At 44.5% G+C, this 23,132-nt stretch carries 20 protein-coding genes and 3 pseudogenes; 14 read left to right on the forward strand and 9 right to left on the reverse strand.

From position 1 onward, the window contains the following. Positions 1-323, forward strand: a pseudogene (locus tag KI655_RS19265) (transposase); the annotation flags it as partial. An 81-nt stretch (positions 324-404) separates the two neighbouring features. Here the strand turns inward: KI655_RS19265 and KI655_RS19270 are convergent. Then, the gene (locus tag KI655_RS19270) at positions 405-1,301 is read right to left on the reverse strand and encodes a LysR family transcriptional regulator (RefSeq protein ID WP_285407984.1); all 897 of its coding nucleotides are present in this window, start codon (positions 1,299-1,301) and stop codon (positions 405-407) included. Positions 1,302-1,400: 99 nt separating this feature from the next. Between KI655_RS19270 and KI655_RS19275 the strand changes: the two genes are divergently transcribed. Further along, positions 1,401-2,330: an SMP-30/gluconolactonase/LRE family protein gene (locus tag KI655_RS19275; RefSeq protein WP_285407986.1), complete on the forward strand. Its 930-nt coding sequence runs from the start codon at positions 1,401-1,403 to the stop codon at positions 2,328-2,330. Positions 2,331-2,386: 56 nt separating this feature from the next. Here the strand turns inward: KI655_RS19275 and KI655_RS19280 are convergent, their stop codons facing one another. Then, the gene (locus KI655_RS19280; RefSeq protein WP_285407987.1) at positions 2,387-3,085 is read right to left on the reverse strand and encodes an SDR family NAD(P)-dependent oxidoreductase; all 699 of its coding nucleotides are present in this window, start codon (positions 3,083-3,085) and stop codon (positions 2,387-2,389) included. 281 nt (positions 3,086-3,366) lie between these two features. Between KI655_RS19280 and KI655_RS19285 the strand changes: the two genes are divergently transcribed. From KI655_RS19285 to manA, 9 genes are all read left to right on the forward strand, one after another. After that, the gene (locus tag KI655_RS19285) at positions 3,367-4,341 is read left to right on the forward strand and encodes an alpha/beta hydrolase (protein WP_285407988.1); all 975 of its coding nucleotides are present in this window, start codon (positions 3,367-3,369) and stop codon (positions 4,339-4,341) included. A 12-nt stretch (positions 4,342-4,353) separates the two neighbouring features. Beyond that, positions 4,354-4,914, forward strand: a complete 561-nt coding sequence (locus KI655_RS19290) for a nuclear transport factor 2 family protein (protein ID WP_285407989.1) — start codon at positions 4,354-4,356, stop codon at positions 4,912-4,914. 217 nt (positions 4,915-5,131) lie between these two features. Then, positions 5,132-6,037, forward strand: a complete 906-nt coding sequence (locus tag KI655_RS19295; protein WP_285407990.1) for an AraC family transcriptional regulator — start codon at positions 5,132-5,134, stop codon at positions 6,035-6,037. Between the two features lie 334 nt (positions 6,038-6,371). Further along, positions 6,372-7,856, forward strand: coding sequence for a DUF1254 domain-containing protein (locus KI655_RS19300; protein WP_285407991.1), 1,485 nt, complete (start codon positions 6,372-6,374; stop codon positions 7,854-7,856). A 543-nt stretch (positions 7,857-8,399) separates the two neighbouring features. Then, the gene (gene uhpT / locus KI655_RS19305) at positions 8,400-9,797 is read left to right on the forward strand and encodes a hexose-6-phosphate:phosphate antiporter (protein ID WP_285407993.1); all 1,398 of its coding nucleotides are present in this window, start codon (positions 8,400-8,402) and stop codon (positions 9,795-9,797) included. Between the two features lie 136 nt (positions 9,798-9,933). Further along, positions 9,934-10,542, forward strand: a complete 609-nt coding sequence (uhpA, locus tag KI655_RS19310) for a transcriptional regulator UhpA (protein ID WP_285407994.1) — start codon at positions 9,934-9,936, stop codon at positions 10,540-10,542. Then, complete coding sequence (uhpB, locus tag KI655_RS19315; RefSeq protein WP_285407995.1) at positions 10,542-12,041, forward strand: signal transduction histidine-protein kinase/phosphatase UhpB; 1,500 nt, start codon at positions 10,542-10,544, stop codon at positions 12,039-12,041. The genes uhpA and uhpB overlap by 1 nt, the downstream gene beginning before the upstream one ends. Before the next feature lie 5 nt (positions 12,042-12,046). Then, positions 12,047-13,387: an MFS transporter gene (locus tag KI655_RS19320; RefSeq protein WP_285407996.1), complete on the forward strand. Its 1,341-nt coding sequence runs from the start codon at positions 12,047-12,049 to the stop codon at positions 13,385-13,387. 117 nt (positions 13,388-13,504) lie between these two features. Continuing rightward, complete coding sequence (manA, locus tag KI655_RS19325) at positions 13,505-14,713, forward strand: mannose-6-phosphate isomerase, class I (RefSeq protein WP_285407998.1); 1,209 nt, start codon at positions 13,505-13,507, stop codon at positions 14,711-14,713. A 255-nt stretch (positions 14,714-14,968) separates the two neighbouring features. On the opposite strand, the pseudogene KI655_RS19330 reads toward manA, so the two are convergent. From KI655_RS19330 to KI655_RS19345, 4 genes and pseudogenes are all read right to left on the reverse strand, one after another. Continuing rightward, positions 14,969-15,565 (reverse strand): annotated as a pseudogene (locus KI655_RS19330) (tyrosine-type recombinase/integrase). Between the two features lie 30 nt (positions 15,566-15,595). Beyond that, the gene (locus tag KI655_RS19335) at positions 15,596-16,159 is read right to left on the reverse strand and encodes a phosphohydrolase (protein WP_285408000.1); all 564 of its coding nucleotides are present in this window, start codon (positions 16,157-16,159) and stop codon (positions 15,596-15,598) included. 23 nt (positions 16,160-16,182) lie between these two features. Then, positions 16,183-16,797, reverse strand: a complete 615-nt coding sequence (locus KI655_RS19340; RefSeq protein WP_285408001.1) for a DsbA family protein — start codon at positions 16,795-16,797, stop codon at positions 16,183-16,185. 77 nt (positions 16,798-16,874) lie between these two features. Continuing rightward, entirely contained in the window at positions 16,875-17,369 is a 495-nt protein-coding gene (locus tag KI655_RS19345) for an ester cyclase (protein WP_285408003.1), read from the reverse strand. Between the two features lie 115 nt (positions 17,370-17,484). On the opposite strand from KI655_RS19345, the gene KI655_RS19350 reads away from it, so the two are divergent. Then, positions 17,485-18,369 (forward strand): LysR family transcriptional regulator, encoded by an 885-nt coding sequence (locus tag KI655_RS19350; RefSeq protein WP_285408005.1) that lies wholly within the window; start codon positions 17,485-17,487, stop codon positions 18,367-18,369. 447 nt (positions 18,370-18,816) lie between these two features. Beyond that, positions 18,817-19,374: a cytochrome b gene (locus tag KI655_RS19355; RefSeq protein ID WP_285408007.1), complete on the forward strand. Its 558-nt coding sequence runs from the start codon at positions 18,817-18,819 to the stop codon at positions 19,372-19,374. Between the two features lie 108 nt (positions 19,375-19,482). On the opposite strand, the pseudogene KI655_RS19360 reads toward KI655_RS19355, so the two are convergent. Both KI655_RS19360 and KI655_RS19365 read right to left on the reverse strand, forming a co-directional pair. Continuing rightward, a pseudogene (locus KI655_RS19360) lies at positions 19,483-19,746 on the reverse strand (helix-turn-helix domain-containing protein); the annotation flags it as partial. Between the two features lie 124 nt (positions 19,747-19,870). Next, positions 19,871-20,275 carry a hypothetical protein gene (locus KI655_RS19365; protein WP_285408009.1) on the reverse strand — a complete coding sequence of 135 codons (405 nt, stop codon included), beginning with the start codon at positions 20,273-20,275 and terminating at the stop codon, positions 19,871-19,873. 111 nt (positions 20,276-20,386) lie between these two features. Here KI655_RS19365 and KI655_RS19370 point away from each other — a divergent pair, with 111 nt between their 5' ends. Beyond that, positions 20,387-21,280: a LysR family transcriptional regulator gene (locus tag KI655_RS19370; RefSeq protein ID WP_285408011.1), complete on the forward strand. Its 894-nt coding sequence runs from the start codon at positions 20,387-20,389 to the stop codon at positions 21,278-21,280. A gap of 414 nt (positions 21,281-21,694) precedes the next feature. On the opposite strand, the gene KI655_RS19375 is transcribed toward KI655_RS19370, so the two are convergent. Continuing rightward, the gene (locus tag KI655_RS19375; RefSeq protein ID WP_285408012.1) at positions 21,695-23,110 is read right to left on the reverse strand and encodes a PLP-dependent aminotransferase family protein; all 1,416 of its coding nucleotides are present in this window, start codon (positions 23,108-23,110) and stop codon (positions 21,695-21,697) included. Positions 23,111-23,132 lie beyond the last annotated feature (22 nt).

Consider the following 23,132-nt stretch of genomic DNA (forward strand, 5'->3'; position numbering starts at 1 on the left):
CATTCCGAGATCTAAAAAGCCCAGCCTACGGGTTAGCACTCCGCCATAACAGAACACGTTGCCCCAAACGTATCGATATCTTGTTACTTATGGCATTGATGGCCGAAATCATCATGTGGTGGAACGGCTTAATCGCCATGCAAGCCAATTGGCATTACGACTTCCAAGCCAACACAATCAAGCATCGTCGGGTGCTCTCCATTCCTAGACTTGGTAAGGAAGTACGTTGTCATCGGAGGTACCGAATTCAAGAGTCCCAATATCACTGGGCAATGGTGGAATATCAGCGCTTAACGCATACCTGTGGACTAGGAGAATTATGAGGGGATCCGCCAGCGCTTAACTAAACAGCAATAATTACATAGCCCTGCTTTCACGCAGGGCTTATTTATATATGACTTTGGTTAAGTCAGCTCGACCTCACTGAGATAATCAACCAAGGCTCTCACCGCATGAGGCATATACTCACGCGAGGTAAAGTAAAGATAAACCGACAACTCTGGCGGCCAATACGCTTCTAATACTGGCACGACGTTCCCTTGCTTGAGCTCTTCACTCAGCACCCAATCAGCAAGCCCGATGATCCCCCAGCTCTGACACAGTATCGCTTTGCCTGCGCTAAAACTGTCGACCACGATTCGTCCTTTCGGCAAAAAGCTATGCTCTGTTTCACCATCAAACAGACTCATGCTGCGCACCTTGCCGCTCTCTAATGAACGAATTGGAATGCATTGGTGCGTAGCAAGCTCATCTAGTGTGCTTGGCAGCCCTTTTTCTTTAGCGTAAGCCGCAGAGGCAAATAAACCAATGCGCCCTGTCATGATCCGCTTGGCGATCAAGCGAGAGTCTTGATTCAGATAGGTACCAATCCCAAGGTCAAAACCATTCGAGGTTAGGTCGACACTGGCATCACTAAAGTGTAAATCCAACTCAATATTTTGGTGAGTTTCTGCAAAGTGCATCAAGTGAGGCAATAGCGTATCAACCCCTAGTGATGTGCTTGGTAGGTTAACCTTGATGGTTCCTGACAACTCGTTGTTGACACTCTGACTACTTGAGATGGCAGAAAAAATCGAATCGACCGCAGGAGAGAGTTGCTCAACCAACTCTCGCCCTACCGAGGTGAGACTTAATGAGTGTGACGAGCGATGAAACAGCTTGAGCTTCCATTCATCTTCGAGCTTGTTGATTGCCTTACTCACCGCAGGGGTTGAGATACCTAAGTTGCGTGCAGCGGCGGAAAAGCTCTTCTCTTTCGCAACCTCTATCAGTATTGGGTGTTGACTCGGCAGTGATTTCATAAACTTTTAGTTAAAGATAGTGTAATTGTTGTATTATAGATGGTTCAAGAGATCTCATCTAACATTTATATCAACGCAATTGATGAACGAGATTTTACTATGTTTAAGCAACTTACTAATGCCCTATTACTTTCTGCATCGCTTTCGGTGCCATTTACTGCTTTAGCTCAGTCAAACACTGCAACTGACGCTATGATAGAGCCAGTAATCTCAATGCCTGCGGGTCACTTTTTTGAAAACCTGACTTACAAGAATGAGAAAGAACTGGTTGCCACGGACTACACGGGAATGTCGCTCTATCAATACAGCGAAGATGGTGCCGCGAAACTACTAACTAAGGTAGACGGTCATCCAGTATCCATTCGCTTTGATGAAAACGGCACCGGTCTTTTGAGTGTTCACGAAACCTCAATCATGCAGGGCGCAAGCTTTCTAGACAGCATGGCGCTGTATAAAGTGACGCAAGACGGTCAACTAACACGCCTCATCGGGTTAGACCAAAGCGCATTCTTGAACGGTATGGCTTATCTTGGTGAGCAGCAATACCTGATTGCAGATGCCGCAAATGGAAAGATCTTCCACTTCGATATGAACACATCCAAACTCTCTATCTGGTTGGAAGATGAAAAGCTACAAGCGATGCAAGAGCGCCCAGGGTTACCTGGTGTAAATGGCATCCAACTTTACAAAGGTGACCTGTACTTCACTAATTCTGCGCAGCAGTTGCTTGGCAAAATCACCATCAAAGATGGTAAAGCGGGTGAATTAACCATCGTGCACAAAGGCATTCAAGCGGATGATTTCATCATTGATGAGCAAGGTGATTGGTTCATTACTACGCACCACCACGAAGTAATTAAGTTTACTCCCGACGGCAAACAATCTGTGTTAGTTAGCCACGGCATTGAAGGCAACACGGCGATTCAAATGAGTAACAAGGAAGCAGGCGTGTTTTACATCACCAACGACGGCGGCTTGTTGTTTGGTGGTACAAACCCGGCGGGACTTCACAAGGTGACGTTTAAATAATTCAAGCTCTGACAACTTGGTTAGCTCACAAATAGCTTAAGATGAAGAAATCGCACCTAAAATGCGATTTCTTTACCATCACGGAAAAATCGTCCCGTCGGCCCATTATTTGGCAGTGTTGCAGCCCAAGTAATGCCTTTAGCGCCTAATTCGACTGGGCGGCCGCCACTGCCTCCCATATCGGTCGCAACCCAACCCGGACACACAGCATTTACTAAGATACCACTGCCCTTTAGTTGCTGAGCCAACATCAGCGTTAACGAGTTCAAGGCTACCTTCGACATGCTATATGCAGGCGTGTTGCCCGTTTGGCTATCTAACGCACCAGCGCCACTGCTGACATTCACAATGCGAGCCTGCTTGCTGGCTTTTAGCAAGGGAGTAAAGGTATTGACCATGCGCCACGCTCCATAGACGTTGGTATCCATTGCTTCTTGTACAGTGGTTAAGTCGGCGTTAATCACGGTTTGCCAAGTATCATAATGAATAGCCGCGTTGTTCACCAACACATCGATTCGCCCATACTGCTGTGCTACTAACTTAAACAAATCATCAACACTTGCTTGATCGGTAATATCAAGCTGCGCAGCAAATAGGTCATTCAACCCGATATCATTGACCGCCTGCTCGGCACTGCTTAGCTGCCTAGCCGTCACTACAACCATGTAGCCTTGCTTTGCCAACTGACGGCTGGTCTCTTTACCCAGCCCCCGGTTTGCGCCCGTGACTATTGCGATGGGTTGATTGTGTTTCATACCTTACTCCTTAACTCTTTTATGTTTTTAGCTTACGCCAAGCACACCTAAAAGAATTGCAAAATATTGCTTAGCATTTTGTATTTAGTTGATCTCTTAATTGAACAAAATTAGCTAGATAGAAAACTAAATGAGCTTGAGCAATAAAGTACAAAAACCCAAGCAGTAATCTTCAATCTTAAAACCCCACACTGCCATATTATTTCTCCATCGAAACGCACAATGTTTAGCCGACACACTCACATGAGTTGGCTCGGTCAATGACAAAAGGGAGTATAAGTATGTTGAAAAAAGCGCTTATCTCATCAGCATCTCTACTTTCAGCAACCTTAATCGCAGCAGCCGCTACGGCAAGTGAGGACAACATGACAGTTAACCTAGAACAAAGCATCAAACAAGCCATTCAACTTGATACCAACGTTGGTAACCTTGCAGCAAACCTTTATCTTCCAGCAGGCATTGAAAAACCTCCTGTCGTGATTGTGACTGGCGCTTGGACGACTGTAAAAGAACAAATGCCAGCAACGTACGCAAAAGCGTTAGCAGAGAAAGGCTATGCCGCAGTGACCTTTGATTTCCGAGGCTGGGGTCAATCTGAAGATGCAGTCCAGTACTTAGAAAACCCTACACGTAAAACTGAAGACATTCGCGCCGTCATCGAGGCAGTATCTAAACTGGACATGATTGATGCATCAAAAGTCGCAGGACTTGGTATCTGTGCGTCGGCGGGCTATATGCTGGATGCTGTAGCAGGAAACGATAAAGTGCAAGCCGCGGCTGTTGTTGCCCCTTGGCTACATGACAAAGCGATGGCAACGGGTATATACGGTGGTGAAGAGAGCGCTGCAAACCTCATTGCAGCGGCGAAGCAAGCACAAGACAGTGCAGAGCCCGTGATTATGGAAGCAGCAAGCACCACCAACAGCAATGCACTGATGTATCAAGCGCCCTACTACACAGAAACTGACCGTGGCCTGATCCCTGAGTACGACAATAAATTCAACGTTGCATCTTGGGACGGATGGTTAAACTATAATGGGCAAGCAAGTGCGCCTATCCAAAACAAGCCTGTACTTATGGTGGTATCTGAGGATATGGCATTACCCGCAGGCGCACACGCTTACCTTGAAAAAGCGAATGACAATGTAGAGGCGATTTGGCTAGAAGACGTGACTCAATTTGATTTCTATGACCAACCAAAGCCTGTGGCAGATGCAATTAATGCCGTTGTAATACACTTTGAAGAAAATCTATAAGGCGGAGTGATCATGTTTAAAACGATTCTCAAAGCATTCTCGCTCGTTGCACTTTCAGTGACAGCAGTGACCGCTCAAGCGAAAGCGTTAACCCAAGATGAAGCGAAGGTTCGCAGTGCAATCAATAGCTTTGCAGTAATGGCCGACCAAAATGCTTACCAACATTTAGGTCGTCTATTCGCCCCAGAGGTTACCGTTGACTACACCTCACTATGGGGAGGTGAGCCTACAAAAACCACAAACGTTGACCTAATGAAACAGTGGGCAGCATTCTTGCCTGGGTTTGATACGACTTACCACGAGTTAAGTAACCTTGAACTGCAACTAGATGGCGATAATGCATTAGCGACAGTAGATTTCACAGCTAGCCATTGGCTTGGTGACACTGGGTTTTGGTCGATATTTGGCTCTTACGAGTTCATGCTCAATCGAGCAAACACTGGCTGGGTAATTAACTCCGTCAAGCTCAATTATAAAGGTGAAACTGGCACCCGGGACGTACTCAGTGAGGCACCTAAATTTGCTAAGGAGAACCTCGTTCAAAGAGATTCAAAACTCATAACCTTGGACTAAAAATACGCAGAACAATGCCGATGCACGCTTCTTTTCCCGATTAAAGCCTGAATCGGCATTTTTGCCTTTGCCAATTAGAACCTAATTTGAATCATTGATGTCACGCAACCCTTGACTAGGAAAACACCCCAAAGCAAGAAGGTATTACTGTTCATATTCCGCTATAGTCTGCTTAGAATAGAATCTGATTTTTAAACAAATGGGCAAGGCTAACCGAATGGAATCTAAACTGAAATTTATCGACTTTAACTCCGATGAACTCTCTGACTGCGGTCAGGTTTTAGATATTGAGTTTTCGAATCGCGAGTTAGATTGGCCAGGTGTCATATTAGAAAAAGGAAGCTCGCCACACTTTTATCCTAAAAATGTATATACCCCCTATTTCTATTTTGCACTCGCACTAGAACAGGATTTGAACTGGACAGCTGAAACTAATGGTAGCCTAGTTTCGTTAAAAACCACGCCGGGGGATGTTTGGATCAACCCTCCAAAGACGCCCTTTTCTCATGACATTTCCGAGCCCTGCTACTTTGTAATTTTAGCCATTGAGGAAGAGGCGTTTCTCTCCAGTTGCCCACTAAGCCTAGAAGGCAAAGATCTGCAATTTCTCAACAATTACAATGTGCCTGATGAAACTATCAAAGAGATCATCAAGTTGTTTATTCTTGAGGTTCAGGCAAAAGGAAGAAATGGTCACCTCTATCTGCAAAACCTGCTTTCGTTACTATCCACCCACTACATTCAAAACTATTCAAACTACGTTGACCAAAAGAACATTCAGGTCGATTCATCAAAGTTTGAACAAAGGCATGTAGACAAAGTTGATCAGTATATTGAAGACAACATCGGCACCACTATTTCTGTCGATGATTTAGCAGAGTTATTGAACTGCAGTAAGTTCTATTTTCTGAGAGAGTTTAAAAAACTGATTGGCCTAACGCCTTATCAATACCTAATGAACAAGCGCTTAGATCAAGCCAAACACTTACTCTCTTTAGAAAGTGTAAACATTGCACTTGTTGGTCAAGAGTTGGGCTTTAACGATCAGTCTCACTTTACCCGAACATTTAAGAATCGCTTCAATATGACCCCTGGACAATTTGTAAAACAGCATAATTCTTAAACCCGATACTGCGAACGCACAAAGGGAACCTTGAACTAAACCTTAGCTCGCTGTTTCAAGACAGACCTCGCCATACCTATGACATAAATGAACACCATCTCCCGAAGATCGACCATTACAGCGAGTGAGCAAGTTACTGATTGATCTGCGCCAGGCATATATTAGTGACATGCGCCTCACGCATAATTGATATCAAATTATATGATTGGATGAAATGAAACAAAATGTCTAAGGTTTAATCAACAGACGCGCTGGGTCGATATCGATAGTGAATAATATATCGAGGAGATGGAGATTGAAGCGTGTGTCATTTGAACATAATTGGGGTTTCTTAATGTCTAAACTATTGTTAGCAACACTCATTTCTTCTCTATCAGTTTCAGCTTTTGCAGCTCCGCAATACAGCGCAAATGTACCTGAAGAAATCATTACTCCAGACCAAGTGCAATCAAAATACTTGGGGGAAATGAAATACACATCAGGCGCACCCAATGAAGATACCTATCTAAAGGCGCGCGATTTTGTTGATACAGCCAGTGCAGTGCGCGTGTTTCTGTCGGGCATTCAAGTGGCGTCTATGCAAGGCATGTTCGCCGGACACGAGAGTGTTGGCATGAAGCCCAATCAAACCGTTGGAGTTTCTGAAGGCATGCTCAATGCCCGCAGTATTTGGTTGACTCCGAATACCACTACACCCTATGTAACCAGTGAAGTAGATGTGAAAAATGGGCCCGTGATACTAGAGCTCGGAACGCCAGTGTTGGGTTTACTCGATAACGCCGCGTTTGAATTTTCCGGTAAAGTCGGCGTCACACACCCACAAGATCAAGGTAAAGGTGGTAAGTACTTCATTTATCACAATTCGTATGAAGGTGAGATCCCACAGGGTTACATTCCAATTAAAACCGACGGTTACCAACATTGGTTGCTTCTGCGTATCGTAGGCCAAAAATCCGATGTAGAAACGAACATCGCCAAGCTAAAAGAGACAATGAAACTGTACCCGTATGGTGAAAAAGAGCAGACAGAGTTTCTCAACTTAACAGACCTACAGTACAACACCGTGCATGCCATGAACGAAAAGTTCTATGACGAAATCAATGCTCTTATCCAGTACGAGCCTGTTGAGATTTGGGACCAAGAATGGATTGCGATGACAAAAGATCTAGGCATTGAAAAAGGTAAGGCGTTTGCTCCTGATGAGCGCATGAAGTCGATTCTTTCTGAAGCCGCAAAAATTGCTACAGCGGAAGCGCGTGCAACTTACTTTTACCCAGAAGAGAACATGAAGGTATATGACGACCGACATTGGTTTACTCCTCTTATTTCTGGACATGAGTTCCTAGATGAAAATGGAGTAGTGTCGATTGATGAGAGAGCGACCTTCCACTTTATGGCGACAGGGATTACACCTGACATGGTGACAAATACCGTGGGTAAAGGTTCGGCGTACCTACTTGCGACACGCGATGGCGACGACCAGCTTCTTGATGGTGGAGAGCACTACACAGTGACACTGCCAAAAGATGTTCCTGTGGCGAACTTCTGGTCCTTCATGGTGTACGACAACCAAACACGTTCAATGTTAGAGACGGATCAAAAGTCAGCCGGAGTCGATGGATTAAATAAAGCTCTCCGAAAAAATGAAGATGGTTCGGTCACGATCCACTTCGCGCCAACGGCACCAAAAGGCTGGGAAGACAACTGGGTTCAGACCATGCCAAACAAAGGCTACAACGTTATTTTCAGAGCGTATGGTCCAACAGAAACATGGTTTGATAAGTCTTGGCGCCCTGGCGACTTACAGCAGCAGAAGTAGTACTGTTTCTTACAGAGTACAGTTTCTAATAGGAAAGCGACGCTCATTAGCGTCGTTTTTTTGTGTTTTCGAGAATTCAGTTAGCGTTAGTTCATTGACGCATATTTGTTCACCAACTCAATCATTTAATTGACAAAACTGGACGCTGAGCGAGCCAATCAAGAATAAACCAAGCTAGGCAAACAAAAGACCTAATTGACCTGCTAATTACCTCAAACCCGTTGTGTTGTGCCAAAGAAATAGAAAAAGGGGAATAGCTTCCATCAAAAGGGATGCTAACCACTCCATACTCACAACCAAACTTTGTTTCAGTATTGATATAGGTGATTTGCGCTCGAACTGTGACATTTTGTGTAAGAAGACTATCCCGCACAGAATGTGATGATTTTCACGCTTTCTCACTCCCCCATCGCTTTCTAGGAATTTTTCCTAGCCGATCTAAGCCCTCCTCTCATGTGGTTCAAAAACAGACTATCTACAATCGCTGGCAGTTAAAAGAAAGCGAGCACGCAAGTGCATCACACTAATACAAGAGAGTTCACGATGTTAAAATTCCTTGAACAAGTCCGGAAGCCTACCCTCGATCTTCCTGTCGAAGCACGTAGAAAAATGTGGTTTAAGCCATTTATCCAATCTTACCTAGTGGTATTCATTGGCTACTTGACCATGTACCTGATCCGTAAAAACTTCAACGTCGCGCAAAATGACATGATCTCAACTTACGGTTTGTCGATGACAGATCTAGGTTTGATTGGTCTAGGTTTCTCGATTACTTACGGCATCGGTAAGACCGTGGTTTCCTATTACGCCGATGGTAAGAACACCAAGCAGTTCCTCCCTTTCATGCTTATCCTTTCTGGCCTAGCAATGCTTGGCTTCAGTTTCAGCATGGGCGGTGGCAGCGCGAGCTTATTCATGATGGTCGCTTTCTACGCACTAAGTGGTTTCTTCCAAAGTACGGGTGGCCCTTCTAGTTACTCGACCATTACCAAATGGACGCCGCGTAACAAGCGTGGTTCTTACTTAGGTCTTTGGAACATGTCTCACAACGTTGGTGGCGCAGGTGCTGCAGGTGTGGCTCTGTTTGGTGCGAACTACTTGTTCGACGGTCACGTCATCGGCATGTTCGTTTTCCCTTCCATCATTGCGATCATCGTTGGTTTCATCGGTATGCGCTATGGTAGCGACTCACCTGAAGCTTACGGTCTAGGTAAAGTAGAAGAGCTATTTGATGAAGCAGTCAGCGAAGAAGACGAAGCAGCTGAAGAAAATCAAATGACTAAGAAAGAGATCTTTGTTGAGTACGTGCTGAAAAACAAAGTGATCTGGCTACTTTGCTTTGCAAACATCTTCCTTTACATCGTGCGTATCGGTATCGACCAATGGTCAACGGTTTACGCATATCAAGAGCTTGGTCTATCAAAAGAAGCTGCAATCTCTGGCTTTACCCTATTCGAAGTGGGTGCGCTTGTGGGTACTTTGATGTGGGGTTATCTGTCTGACCTTGCGAATGGTCGCCGGGCGCTAGTCGCTTGTATTTCTTTGGGTTTGATCATCGTATCCCTTGAGTTCTACCAACATGCAACCAGTGAGTTCATGTACCTAGCGTCGCTATTTGTTCTTGGCTTCCTAGTGTTTGGTCCTCAACTACTTATCGGTGTTGCTGCGGTTGGCTTTGTTCCTAAGAAAGCAATCAGTGTGGCAGACGGCGTAAAAGGCACATTCGCTTACCTAATTGGTGACAGCTTCGCGAAACTGGGTCTAGGTATGATTGCCGACGGTACACCAATCTTTGGTCTAACCGGTTGGAAAGGCACGTTCGCTGCGCTCGATACCTCAGCAATGATTTGTATTGTTTTGCTTGTGTTCGTTGCTATCGCAGAAGAGAAAAAGATTCGTCAAAACAAGAAGAAGCTTGAACTCGCAGAAAACCAAGCTTAATCAATCAGCGCGCTTTGTTAACCAAAGCGCGCTAGTTCATTAAATAAACTTGGTTAATTTAGTATCATAGTAGGTTTTTATTGAGTTCTTTGAGAGCTCATTTTCGTTTGTGTATTGCTGAAATTTGGTATTTAAGATGATTAACGTAGCGCTTGTTGATGACCATGTCATTGTTCGTTCTGGATTTGCTCAATTGTTGAGCCTTGAAACAGACATGAATGTTGTAGGTGAATTTAGCTCGGTAGAAGAAGCTCGAGTGGGATTACCTGCGTGCAAGCCAGATGTGGTTATCCTAGATATCTCGATGGCAGACGAAAGTGGGCTTACCCTACTCTCCGAGATCCCTTCAGGTATTGCTTGTGTGATGCTAAGCGTGCATGACTCTCCAGCAATGGTTGAAAAGTCACTTAAACTGGGTGCTAAAGGTTACCTAAGTAAACGTTGTAGCCCCGACGAGTTGATCCAAGCCGTAAGGACCAGTGCTTCAGGCGGTTGTTACCTAACACCCGATATAGCGTTGAAGCTCGCGACACCAAGTGACAAAGCGGCGACACTAACTCAGCTGACTCGCCGTGAAAACGAGGTGTGTCAATTACTGGCTCGTGGATTGGATGTAAAGTCGGTCGCGATTGAGCTTGGTTTAAGCCATAAAACGGTTCACGTTCACCGTGCAAACGCCATGGATAAGCTGGGTGTGAAGAACAACGTGGAACTCGCTAAACTGTTCTCGCAAGAGTCGTTTTAATGCGTAGTTACACCATCACCTCCATTTGTGGTTTATTCATGACAGGATGCTCGTGGTTCTGTCTATGGGTGATCGCTTATTACTTTGTGAACGACGCCGAACTGGCAATCTTGCTGTTCCCCTTCGCGTTACGTTTGGGGTTAACACTGCACACGCGTACTAAGTACTGGCCAACGATTTATCTCGCCGAATGGGGGTTGACCGTCGCACTGGCTCTGCTGCTCGAACAACCACAATGGTTAATGGTGTTGGTGGCTAGCATGTTAAGTATTCCCGTAGTGTACTTTGCCAAGCGTTATTACAAAGGTGATCAGAACCAGCACTTAGCGGTCATGGCTGTCGTGTTGCTCGTCACGTCTTGCATTAACGTGCTTGTGGTTGGCTATCACGTCCAATCTATCTACATGGCATGGTTGGCGAACATTGCTGGCGGTTTGTTGGTTCTGCCAATGTGTTACCTGCTTTGGAACTATCTTTTCCAAAGCCCTTGGTCGCCGTTAACCTCGAACCTACTAGCAAATGAAGTTCAATTCAAAGTGCGTCATATTCTACTCTATAGCGTGCTATTGATTGCCAGCATTTTGATTCAAACCAGTTTGCCGGATGAACTAAAACGCTTTGCGCCTTTCTGCATGGCGATCCCAATCATTGTGCTCGCACTGCGCTACGGCTGGCAAGGTGCATTGCTTGCGACCATGTTAAACAGTATTGCTTTGATTGCCGCGCGCAGTGGTGTTTCGAATCTAGAAATTACTGACCTGCTACTCTCCCTTTCAGCACAAACCGTCACTGGCATCATGCTCGGTTTAGCGGTGCAGAAGCAGAAAGATCTTAACCAAAAGCTCCGTGGCGAACTGTCGAGAAACCAAACCTTATCTCGCCAGCTCATTCAAGCGGAAGAGTCGGTACGTCGCGACGTGGCAAGAGAGCTGCACGATGAGATTGGTCAGAACATCACGGCAATTCGTACCCAAGCGAGCATCATTAAGCGGGTTGATAATGCAGAAATGAACACACGCAGTGCCGATATGATCGAGAACTTGTCGCTCAATGTTTACGACACCACCAAGCATCTGCTGAGCAAACTGCGCCCGAAAATGCTCGATGATTTGGATTTGAAGGACTCTGTTCACCAGTTAACCCGTGAAATGGAGTTCGACAATCATGGCACTCGTGTTGTGCTTGATTGGCAAGGTGACTATGAATCTTTGGGGGACACGCTAAAAGTCACCCTATTCCGTTTGTGCCAAGAAGCATTGAATAACGCAGCCAAATACGCAAATGCGACCTCTATCGTTATCGAGCTGTCCATTAAAGAGAACATTTCATTGAACATCGCAGACAACGGTATTGGCTTCAAAACCGAAGACTGCATGAAAGGCATGGGCGTTCGTGGCATGCAAGAACGCGTGCAAGCGCTTGGTGGGAAAATGTATATCTACTCTTTGAACGATCATGTGGATGGCACGCAAATCGCCATCACATTACCTAAGGTGTAACGAGCATGTTTGGATTATTTCAGTCTCCGAGCTACAACCAAGCGCCCCTTAGCAAAGACCAAGTAGATGAACGCTATCGCTATTGGCGTCTGCACATCATGCTGGGCATGTATCTTGGCTATGCGGGCTTTTACTTCACCCGTAAAACATTCAACTACGCTGCCCCCGCAATGATTGCTGATTTAGGGTTAGATAAAGCCGATATCGGTATGATTGGGACGCTTTTCTACCTTACCTACGGCTTATCGAAGTTTATCTCGGGCACCATTTCTGACCGTTCTAACCCTCGCTTTTTCATGGGGGTCGGATTGATCGCGACGGGCCTTATCAATATCGCGTTTGGCTTCTCTAGCTCTCTGATTGCACTCGCCACACTGTGGGTAATGAATGCGTGGTTCCAAGGTTGGGGCTGGCCTTCGTGCTCTAAGTTACTTACGACGTGGTATTCGCGTTCAGAGCGTGGCTTCTTGTGGGCAATTTGGAACACGGCGCATAACGTCGGCGGCGCTTTGATTCCCCTGCTCGTAGGTTTTCTCACATTCCATTACAGCTGGCGAGAAGGCTTTATCGTACCGGGCATTATCGGTGTCATTCTTGGTGTGGTTGTGTGCTGGCGCTTGCGCGATAAGCCGACGACTCAAGGACTCCCAACGGTTGGTCAATGGCGTGATGACAAGCTAGAACTGGCGCAAGAGAATCACGGGCAAGGTCTAAGTTACAGAGAGATTCTCAAACAGTACGTGTTCAACAACAAGTACATTTGGTTGCTCGCATTTAGCTACGTACTGGTTTACATCGTACGCACCGCCATCAATGACTGGGGCAACTTGTACCTAACAGAACAGCACCACTACAGCCTAATCAATGCCAACGCTGCATTATCAATGTTTGAGATTGGTGGCTTTGTTGGTTCTCTGGTGGCCGGTTGGGGCTCGGATAAACTGTTCGGTGGTAACCGAGGTCCGATGAACCTGTTATTTGCCGCAGGTATATTCCTATCAGTTGCTGCGTTGTGGTTGATGCCGTTGACCAACTTTGCGTTCCAAGCGGCGGGATTATTCTCAATTGGTTTCTTCGTGTTTGGTCCACAAATGTTGATTGGCATGGCGGCTGCTGAATGTTCTCACAAAGATTCAGCTGGCGCTGCCACCGGCTTTGTTGGTTTGTTTGCTTACATGGGGGCAGCGCTATCTGGCTACCCATTGGCATTGATTCTTGAAGAGTACAACTGGACTGGATTCTTTATCACTATTTCGGTATGCGCAGCCGTTATTGGCTTGTTGTTATTGCCGTTCTTACAGGCTCAACCTTCGAGAAAGCCGCTCGCTCCCAAGCTTAGGTTGTAGACACCTCATTGTAGAAGCAACTTCTGCACCTCTTAGGGTGAGTTAACCACTCACCCGTCTAATCTCCACTATTTTTGCTTCCGATTCAGTTCGGAGGGTTTTCTACGGATAAAATTCATGAATTCGAATACTATTTCATCAAAACACTTCTTAAAAATGGGCAATAAGATCCAAAACTACGACTGGGGAAGCCGCACAGCTATCCACGATTTGTTTGGCTTTGCTAACGAGACACAACAACCTCAAGCCGAGGTTTGGATGGGCACGCACCCCAATGGTTGTTCTATGGTAAAACAAGGCAACATCAATGTTCCGCTGTCAGAATTGATCAAACAAGATTCTTCTGCGTTTCTATCACCAAGTACGGCAGAAACTTTTGGTGACCTACCTTTCCTTTTCAAGGTTCTTGCCGCGGATAACGCCTTATCAATCCAAGTACATCCTAACAAGCAAGATGCAGAGCTTGGTTACGCCAAAGAACAAGAGCTAGGCGTACCCCTTAGTGCGTTCAATCGTAATTATAAAGATGCGAACCACAAACCAGAGTTGGTTTACGCACTGACTGAATACCAAGCGATGAATGGCTTTCGTCCGTTTGATGAAATCATTACGGAGTTCCGCCACTGTGACATTCCTGAAATCAACGGCTATCTAGAACAATTTGAGCGCAATCCTAACCAAGACGGTTTGTGTCAGTTCTTCGTGGAAATTCTTTCTATGGGAGAAACGCGTAAGGTCAACGCAGTGGATCACTTACTAAGTTACGCTGCGAAGAACCAAGCACGTTCAGTGTGCGAGCTGATTTTAGACCTTGCTGAACAATATCCAAACGATGTGGGTTTGTTTGCACCGCTGCTGCTGAATGTGATTACCCTTAAACCGGGTGAGGCCATGTTCTTAAGCGCGAGAACACCTCATGCTTACATTAAAGGTACAGGTCTAGAAATCATGGCAAACTCAGACAACGTGCTCCGCGCCGGTTTAACACCCAAACACATCGATGTGGAAGAACTGGTCAAGTGTACCGACTTCATTCCAAAGCCAATGAGTACACTGCTAACCCAAGCAGAAATCAAGGATTGTGAGCATCACTTCCCTGTTCCTGTACAAGACTTCAAGTTCTCTGTCTTCCAAGAGCCAAAAGAACAACAAGTCGAAATGACCAGTGCAGAGATCCTAATGCCCATCGATGCGAACGTAACACTTCTCGCAGAAAGCGGCGAAACATTGGTGCTTGGCAAAGGACAATCCGTTTTCATTCCTGCCTATGTAGGCAACTACACGATCAGTTGTGAAGGTCGTGTCGCTCGTGCATTCAATGGCTAAGTCCATTTTCAATTAGGACAAAAATAACGGGCACTTTCGGCTCTGTCGCAAATACTGATAAACAAGTGACAGAGCCAATCTCCAAGCAAACCTGTATCTGGCTCATTTCCGAGTATGTAGTACGAAGCACTGCACATAGCTTCGCGAGTGAATCATTTGTATCCACAGAGGAACCGACTACAACTCATAACTGGACAAAAGTGAGCTAGAGTAAAAGAACTATCAATTCAGAGGCAAATATCTAAATCTAGTCTGTCAGCTCTCAATTTCTTCCGATAACCGAAGAGCATCTTCTATCTCAACACCCAAATATTTGATGGTTTTTTCGATTTTTGTGTGGCCAAGTAAAAGCTGACTAGCACGGATATTATTAGTCTTCTGGTAAATCAATGTAGCTTTGATTCGGCGCAGTGAATGTGTGCCATAGAGGTCAGGGTTATGACCTAAATCTTGCGCCCAACTTCGTATGATTCGACGATAATAGGAATAGCTTAGAGGTTGTTCAGCCTTCCGTGGACTCGGGGATAGATAATCTGTAGGTTTGAGGTTTTGGTCTTTAATCCAATGACTCAAGATTTGTTGGGTTCTCTGTGTGATCTCAAACTGTACATCATTTCCAGTTTTCTTATGAAAGTGTTGGGCACGGGAGAACACAATATATTTAGATGAAATATCTGACACTTTTAATGATAGTAGGTCGCTAGAACGCAACTTACTATCAATTTCTAAGTTAAGAAGCGGCAACTCCATAAAGTTGCTGCTCAGTTCTAAACGAGTTCATATGCGCCAAATTTCCTCCAATCTAAATGGCTTTTTTATTCCAGTTTTATTGAAACTGTGATTCTTTGCCACTTTTACTTTGCCCTATCTGCAATATAAAAATTACAGCTTTACAATGCCACGTGTAACCTTAATACCGCCAATTAAAGTGGAACCACCGTAATCTTTCGCTAGCCTTAATAAAGTGTCATGAAACCCATGATTTGGAAAAGCCAGTTCTACCTCTGAGATCATTGCCTTTGATAGTCCCTTTTTAACCATTCCTTTTGATGCATCAACCCAATCAGCTTTTCGACAAGCTTCTATAAGTCGCTCATGTGGGCCTTTATATGGTGTAATTTTGTGATGCCAATGAATTGCCCCCTTTAAAGCATCTGGGTCTAACCCCCAATTTTCCTTTTTGTTGTCATTTAATGCGACCTCCTCTGATGGTTCAAGGTACGCAAGCTCATGATCAGTCCATAAGCCAATATCGTGATAAACAAATGCTGTTTCGACTAATTTCTCAAATTGCTTATCATAATTTAAAAAGTGCATCGCATAAGTAATAGTTCTATAAACATGATTACGATAACCAAGAAAATCATCTCCAATCAGAACTTTATAGCGTTCAAGCAGTGATTCTACCCATGGCCGCTCTAATTTTATTTGAATATTATTTTCCATAATTCTCTCCTCATTTAATCATTCTATTGCTCACTAAGGTACTTTGACCAACCATCTACATTTCCATAGAATTGATCGTGAGGTAAACGTACTAAACCTGTCTCTTTTTCTAATACCAAAGTTGGAAAACCTCTAATGCCCCAATGCCCTATGGTATGTTGAGAAGTTTGTACAATTTTCTTAGCATTATTCTCTTCGCTTGAGATAGCTTCTTGCCATTTATCTCCATCTAATCCCAGTTCAATAGCTAATATACTCAAAGAACTCGGCTGACTGACATGTACACCTTTTACATAATGCGTATTTTGAATCGCTTCTAAAATCGCAAGACCTTTGAACTCTAGCTTTTCCGCCACCATGACAGCTTGTGCGGTAATAAAAGAGTCTAGAGTGATCTTTTCTTTGCCCTTAATGCGATCCTTATAACCGACACCAAACTTCTGACCGGTCATTTTTTCAATATTCGCATCGTAACTAAGCACTTTTGCTCGCAGGTCATCTTGCATATATTGACGCTCAAACAGCCCTCCTGGGTGAAGAACTATCTCAATGCCTTGGGCTTGTATTTCTTTTATCAGCGCCGTTGCCCCAAAACACCATCCACACATTGGGTCAAAAAAATAGTGTATTTTTTTCATTGAACTTTCTCACTTCACGAATAAAAAATACTGCGTACATTCATTGCTACGCAGTATTTTTAAAGGTGGGTATTTCATTATTTTACATCTGGTTGTAGCTGACCTAAACCTCGGAACCAGTCTTCAATATGATGACTACGGATAATTTTGCCATCTTCAATCTGATGGATATCAATGGTCATAATAGAGAATGACTTACCATCGACAGGTTGACCGAAGAAGCTATCCCCCGCAGGCGTACCGGTAAGTGTGCCGCGAACCACAACTTGATTAGTCGTCGTAACGCCGATGTCATCTTGAGTCCACTTCATATCAGGTATCATTTTCGGAAACCCGTGGGCTACTGCCTGCATAGTTTCGTCAAGGTTTTTATACTCAGTATTGTTGTAATACGACTGCCAATCAGCAGACATGTTCGCTCTTGCAGCTAGCTCTGTATCTTTCAAACTGAACAAATCATAAAACGGCTTTACAATCTGTTGCGCTTCTTCGACCGTCAACTGTTTTGCGAACGCAGAAGTTGAAGTTAATACAACTGCAGTGACTATGATACTGATTAGTGCTTTGTTCATTGAATCGTCCTCCGAGGTAATTGATTCACTCGAAATAGAGAATAGTACGGGTTTATTGTTTATATTAGATATAATAATATGAATGCACTGTTCATATATTCAGGACAATACCTTGGTGGATTTAGGCAACTTAAAGGGACTGACTATCTTTGCCGTTGTAGTTGAAGAAGGCAGTTTCGCCTCAGCAGCAAAACGGTTGGGGATGCACCGATCGGCAGTGAGTGAGCAGATCAATAAGCTCGAAGCAAGACTCAATGCTCGCTTGTTACAGCGAACCACTCGACAAATGATGCTTACAAATGAAGGTGAACGTATTTTTCCATCAGCAAAAGCGATTCTTATTGGTTTAGAGGAAAGTGAAGCAAGTTTGCTGAAAGACAAACCTGAAGGCATCATTCGTGTCACGACGACTCACGATTTTGCTTCTAATTGGTTGATGGCTGTTGTTAGCGAGTTTAAAGCGCAATACCCTGAAATCGTAATTGATTACCTTCTGTCTGATCAGCGAATTGACCTAGTAAAAGGTAAGGTTGACCTCGCTATTCGCGTGGCTAATATTGAAGAGCACGGCTTTATTGCGCGTCCTCTTTTTCACGATCAAGCAAGCGTTTATGCAAGCCCTGATTTAGTTGGTTCTAATCCTGATAAAATATCTCATTCAGATGTTGAAACACTGCCATGGATGATGTTTGAGAATCTAAACCCTAACAATAAGGTTTGCTTATCTAACGACTTTGATGAGATAGAATTAGCACCTAGCAACTATGATATTTGTGATTCACCGATCATCCTCAGAGATACAGTATTAAAAGCTAGAGGCCTTGCAATGCAACCAGATAGGATGATGAAGGAAGCGGTAGAAAACGGACAGGCTGTGAAGTTACTTGATGGCTGGTACTATCGAAAATTCAGCTATTACTTACTGTATCCATCACGCAAGCACTTACCCATGCGCCTGAGACTCTTCATTGATTTTTTGGTCGAATTTTCTGAAAGATAAGTTGAATACTGCACTTTGGATCGCTGGGCTATAACGACACTAACTTTAATTTCTCCTGACAAACTTAGCAGAACTTTGAGTTGTTATCTCATTGTGAGGTTGAGTCTGATCATCATCTAGGAACTGGTAAGGTTTCTGATACTTCAGGATTTCTCTGGAATGAGAAAAGTAGGGTAAACGAGCTATCTGTGGTTTGAAAAACTGAGCGCCGCTAGCACGTTTTGGGGCAAAAGCTTCTTAGCGAAGTCCGCGTTAGCAACTCAAAATTCTTTGGAAACAACGGGGGGTGGGGGAAATAATCTATCGGGCAGGTCACTTTGGTTCAAAGGACATACATTCCTTATCAATATGTGAGATCTATAAAACCCAAAATAGGTTCGAAAATTCGACATTAATTCGACTGGATGAGTGACAACCTCAAAACAAAACAACCACCGAGTAAAGAATATGTCGAATCCAACAACAGCTACATTATCGAGAACATCCATTACGCTTCACTGGCTTGCCGGCAGTATGATGCTATACATGCTCTTCTCTGGCTTATTAATGGAAAGCCTTGAGGTTGAATGGTTTTTTGATTCTCATACCTCCTTGGGCGTCGCCATTATCGCTATTCTTATTCCAAGAATTGTTTGGCGCTTCATAGAAGGGTGGCCTGAACCTGTGGGAGATTATAGCCGTATAGAAAAGTATGCCGGTAAGGTCGTGCATTGGTTGCTGATGCTCAGCATGATCGCAATGCCATTGTCTGGCGCCGCGATGTCGATTGCCGGTGGGCACGGGCTGCATATATTCGCCTTGGAAGTATGGCCAGAAACCGTCGACCCAAGCACCCCTGGTGAAATGTTAATACTGTCCCCTACTCTCCAAGAGTTATCTGAAAGCATCCATCACCTGGTGGGGCAATACGTGTTGCCTATTAGCTTAGTACTCCACGTTGTAGGGGCAATGAAACACCACATCATCGATAGAGATCGAACCCTACTTAGAATGCTTGGGCGATGAACAACTAAGTGCTTTTTTAACTTAAGAAAGTCTAACAAAAAAGCCCACTAAAAAATATCAGTAGTGGGCTCAGTTATATGACTGTCCCTAGGTCATTCACCGCCGGGGTTACGAGTTCACGAAATCCTGCGGCATGAGGCACAGTAAATACTGGGCTCTTTCTGGATTGTGCTTAGCCCAGTTACGACTGTCACGAGGGGTTACTTCAATTAAGTTTTTGTATTCACGAGTAAACTGAGAGAAGTTTTCGTAACCGACATCTTGAGCAACCTCACTGATACGTCGGTCTTCCTGCGTTATCACATGTAAGCGTACTTGCTTAGCGTATTTTAATGGTGAGAGCCCCGTTCGTTGCTTAAATGCACGATGAAAAGAGGCAGCGCTACGTCATAGGCAATTCCATTCACCTATGACTTGCTTCTGTTCGCTCAAGCAATCAATTTTTCTAGGTTAGCAGTAGTATCGACATTGCAATAACCAAACGGCAATGCAGCCATTAACCTGCAGAAAGTGGACGAAGGAAGATTTGCTCACGTAGCACTTGCCAGCGCTCATCTTCAAAGCGTAATTCGATATTACAAAGCAGCTTCATTTCTTCTCCATTCATGCCACTGTGCTTACGGCTCAATACACACACCGCTGAATCACCCAGAATGTGGAAATCATGCCATTCTGCCCATGTGTTGAGTTGGTTTTTCCCTTCCTCAGCTTGCTTAGCGAAATGCGCTTTGAACTCCGCCTTATTAAAGGTTTGCACTGTACTGTCAGGCATGATCAAGGTGGTATGAAAATCTTGGTGGTAGATCGTGTCCAGCGCTTCAATATCAAAGTTGGTTGCGCGGTCAATCAGGTGATCCATGGCTTCACGAATGGCTTGTTTAGTATGAGTCGGTTTCATCATTGCTCTCTCTTCTATCGAATGTTTGGTTGACGAACACGATATTAACCACACTGGATTTGTTATAGAACCAAGCTAAAATGAACACCATCTATTCCAAATTCGAATATACTTATGGACCAACTCGGGGCAATGCGCGTATTTCTTCGCGTAATACAAACAGGTAGCTTCTCGGCTGCAGCCAGAGAGCAAAACTCTTCTCAAGCAACCATTAGCAAGAAAGTGGCCGCACTCGAAGATAAATTGGGGGTAAAGCTGATCACACGTACAAGTCGTGAGCTTTCATTGACTCAAGCAGGACAAGAGTATTGCGAGCACTGCCTGAGCATTGTGCAGGAGATTGATGAAGTTGAAGCCAGCGTTCGCTCACAAGTCAGCTCTCCCAAGGGAACACTGCGTATTGCAGCTGCTGCGCCACTGGCGAGGATCTTACTGGCGCCTTTGATCGCCAAATTTCTGGATGAATACCCAGACATCAAAGTGGACATGGTGATCGATGAGCGCCATATCGACCTTGTCGCAGAGGGTATCGATATCGCGATTCGTGCGAGGAAACTGGAAGATTCATCATTAATTGCAAGACCACTATTTAACAACCCATTGCTGTTAGTGGCAGCCCCTTGCTACTTAAAGAAACATGGCACCCCAATACAACCTAACGATCTCAAATCTCATCAGTGTATTGTTTACACCTTTAATCGGTCCCTCAACAACTGGCATTTTGTCGACAATGGCCAAGAAGTCTCTGTTCCCGTTCGTGGCAGCTTTCGCAGTAACAGTGGCGAAACCAATCTTGAGATGGCGCTTGCGGGTCTAGGCATTACTCAACTCCCCATTTGGATGATGGATGAGTATCTGCAGTCAGGCGAACTAGTAAGAGTATTGGAAGAGTTTCCGAGTGATGCCGTTCCGATCAATGCGATTTACCCGCAAAGCAGGCACGTCCCTTTGAAGGTGCGTTGCTTCGTAAACTTTATTCAAGAACAGCTACGTGGTAGGTATCCATAGCCGTACAAAGTCAGAAACCTACAGGACAACGTCAATGCGATCTCCCCTCATATTTTCGCGGAATGGAGGGCTTGTTACCATGGTCGTGACCAGTGTGATTGCCTTTAACTGTTTTGGAGTATTGAAGAAGAGAGAAGATAGGAACAAGAAAATTGCTTGTAATGAAGTCAGGGTCGGAAGTTAATCGTGCTAAAAACGTGAGAAGCCAAACCTTCATTGATAGGATTTCGAGTGTTCAGTCGTCGAACTCTCGAATTTTCCTGATGTTTTAATACCGCCCATAAATACTAAAACAGCCCCCTAAAAGCATGTAAAGGCCGCTTGAGTGAGTTGTGGGCCGCTCTTATCCGCAGATCAGGTCCTATAAAATTCTTCGTATGTTGTATGGAGATCTACCGCATATTGAAATTTACCTTATTCATCCAACATATTTTGGATCAACTCGGCTAACCGTTTTATCGCTCTTTCTTCCGACTCAGAACATTCAAATGACGCGTTAAGTCGAAAACAATGGTTAAACTGATTACTCACAGAAAACATTTTGCCAGGGGCAATACTAATATTCTCTTGCAAGGCTTTATGATACAGGTCTGTCGCATCTAGGTGTTCCGGAAGCTCAACCCATAAAAAATAACCACCTTCTGAGTAATGTACGGTGACATTAGAAGGAACATAAGAGCTTAACATCTGCCACGTTGAAAATTTACGCTGTTCCAGTTTTCTGCGCAATTGACGTAAATGATTTTCATAATTTCGAGTAGTTAGATATTTAGCGAGGGAAAGTTGAATCGGAGCACTGGCAGACAATGTGCTCATCAATTGAAGTTTTTGTATAGGAAGCGCCATTTTCCCTGCCGCGACCCAGCCAATACGAAACCCGGCCACCAACGTTTTAGAGAAAGATGAACAATGCATTGTCATACCGTGCAGATCAAAGGATTTAGCTGGTAATGGTTTTTGTCCCCCAAAATACAGTTCACTGTAGACATCATCTTCAATCAGATAAACATTGTACTCTGCCAGTAATTCAATCAAACGCTTCTTCTTTTCATTCGATAAAGTACACCCCAAAGGGTTTTGGTGATTTGTCATCAACCAGCACGCTTTTACTGGGTGAGATTGTAGCGCTTTTTCAAGTGAATCAAGATCAATCCCATCTCTTGGATGAGTTCTAACTGACAGCGCACGCAAATTGAGTCTTTGCAGAGATTGTAATGCACCGTAAAAAGTCGGTGACTCCACCACAACCCAGTCACCAGCTTGCGTCACAGCTTGAAGACTCAGATTCAATGCCTCAAGCGCTCCGGCCGTGATCACAATCTCCTCGGGATGGACATTTATCCCTTGTGCCGCATAGCGTTTAGCGATGAGTTGACGTAAGTCTTTATTCCCAGGAGGTAAGTTGTCCAAAGCACTTGATGTTGGCATATTGCGAGCTGCAGTCATAAGCGATTTGTTCACTTGATGGCGAGGATACAGCTTAGGATCAGGATACACAGAACCAAAATCAACATTGTGTGGCGTCCGGCTTGCTTGCAAAACATCAAAAATAAAATCATTGATATCAATAGATTCCGTTTTCTGGACCGTCACATCTGAGTTTTTCGGACTCGAATACTTCACTTTTGGTGCCACAAAATACCCTGAACGAGCATGAGATACGATCCACCCTTGGCTTTCGAGCACTTGATAAGCATGAAGTACCGTCATCAAACTCATACCTGAGATTTCAGCCTGCTTTCGCAACGATGGGAGCTTGTCTCCTACTCCCCAAATCTCACTTTTAATCTGATTGCGAATTTGCTCTACGAGCTGGTCATATTTTGCCAACGGAAAACGTCCTTTGTATCTT

This window comes from Vibrio sp. D404a (assembly GCF_030248535.1).
Lineage (GTDB): Bacteria > Pseudomonadota > Gammaproteobacteria > Enterobacterales > Vibrionaceae > Vibrio.

Coding starts and splice junctions, on each gene's coding strand:
- KI655_RS19270 (WP_285407984.1), bottom strand. CDS start 1,301: ATGAAATCACTGCCGAGTCAACACCCAATACTGATAGAGGTTGCGAAA.
- KI655_RS19275 (WP_285407986.1), top strand. CDS start 1,401: ATGTTTAAGCAACTTACTAATGCCCTATTACTTTCTGCATCGCTTTCG.
- KI655_RS19280 (WP_285407987.1), bottom strand. CDS start 3,085: ATGAAACACAATCAACCCATCGCAATAGTCACGGGCGCAAACCGGGGG.
- KI655_RS19285 (WP_285407988.1), top strand. CDS start 3,367: ATGTTGAAAAAAGCGCTTATCTCATCAGCATCTCTACTTTCAGCAACC.
- KI655_RS19290 (WP_285407989.1), top strand. CDS start 4,354: ATGTTTAAAACGATTCTCAAAGCATTCTCGCTCGTTGCACTTTCAGTG.
- KI655_RS19295 (WP_285407990.1), top strand. CDS start 5,132: ATGGAATCTAAACTGAAATTTATCGACTTTAACTCCGATGAACTCTCT.
- KI655_RS19300 (WP_285407991.1), top strand. CDS start 6,372: ATGTCTAAACTATTGTTAGCAACACTCATTTCTTCTCTATCAGTTTCA.
- uhpT (WP_285407993.1), top strand. CDS start 8,400: ATGTTAAAATTCCTTGAACAAGTCCGGAAGCCTACCCTCGATCTTCCT.
- uhpA (WP_285407994.1), top strand. CDS start 9,934: ATGATTAACGTAGCGCTTGTTGATGACCATGTCATTGTTCGTTCTGGA.
- uhpB (WP_285407995.1), top strand. CDS start 10,542: ATGCGTAGTTACACCATCACCTCCATTTGTGGTTTATTCATGACAGGA.
- KI655_RS19320 (WP_285407996.1), top strand. CDS start 12,047: ATGTTTGGATTATTTCAGTCTCCGAGCTACAACCAAGCGCCCCTTAGC.
- manA (WP_285407998.1), top strand. CDS start 13,505: ATGAATTCGAATACTATTTCATCAAAACACTTCTTAAAAATGGGCAAT.
- KI655_RS19335 (WP_285408000.1), bottom strand. CDS start 16,159: ATGGAAAATAATATTCAAATAAAATTAGAGCGGCCATGGGTAGAATCA.
- KI655_RS19340 (WP_285408001.1), bottom strand. CDS start 16,797: ATGAAAAAAATACACTATTTTTTTGACCCAATGTGTGGATGGTGTTTT.
- KI655_RS19345 (WP_285408003.1), bottom strand. CDS start 17,369: ATGAACAAAGCACTAATCAGTATCATAGTCACTGCAGTTGTATTAACT.
- KI655_RS19355 (WP_285408007.1), top strand. CDS start 18,817: ATGTCGAATCCAACAACAGCTACATTATCGAGAACATCCATTACGCTT.
- KI655_RS19365 (WP_285408009.1), bottom strand. CDS start 20,275: ATGATGAAACCGACTCATACTAAACAAGCCATTCGTGAAGCCATGGAT.
- KI655_RS19370 (WP_285408011.1), top strand. CDS start 20,387: ATGGACCAACTCGGGGCAATGCGCGTATTTCTTCGCGTAATACAAACA.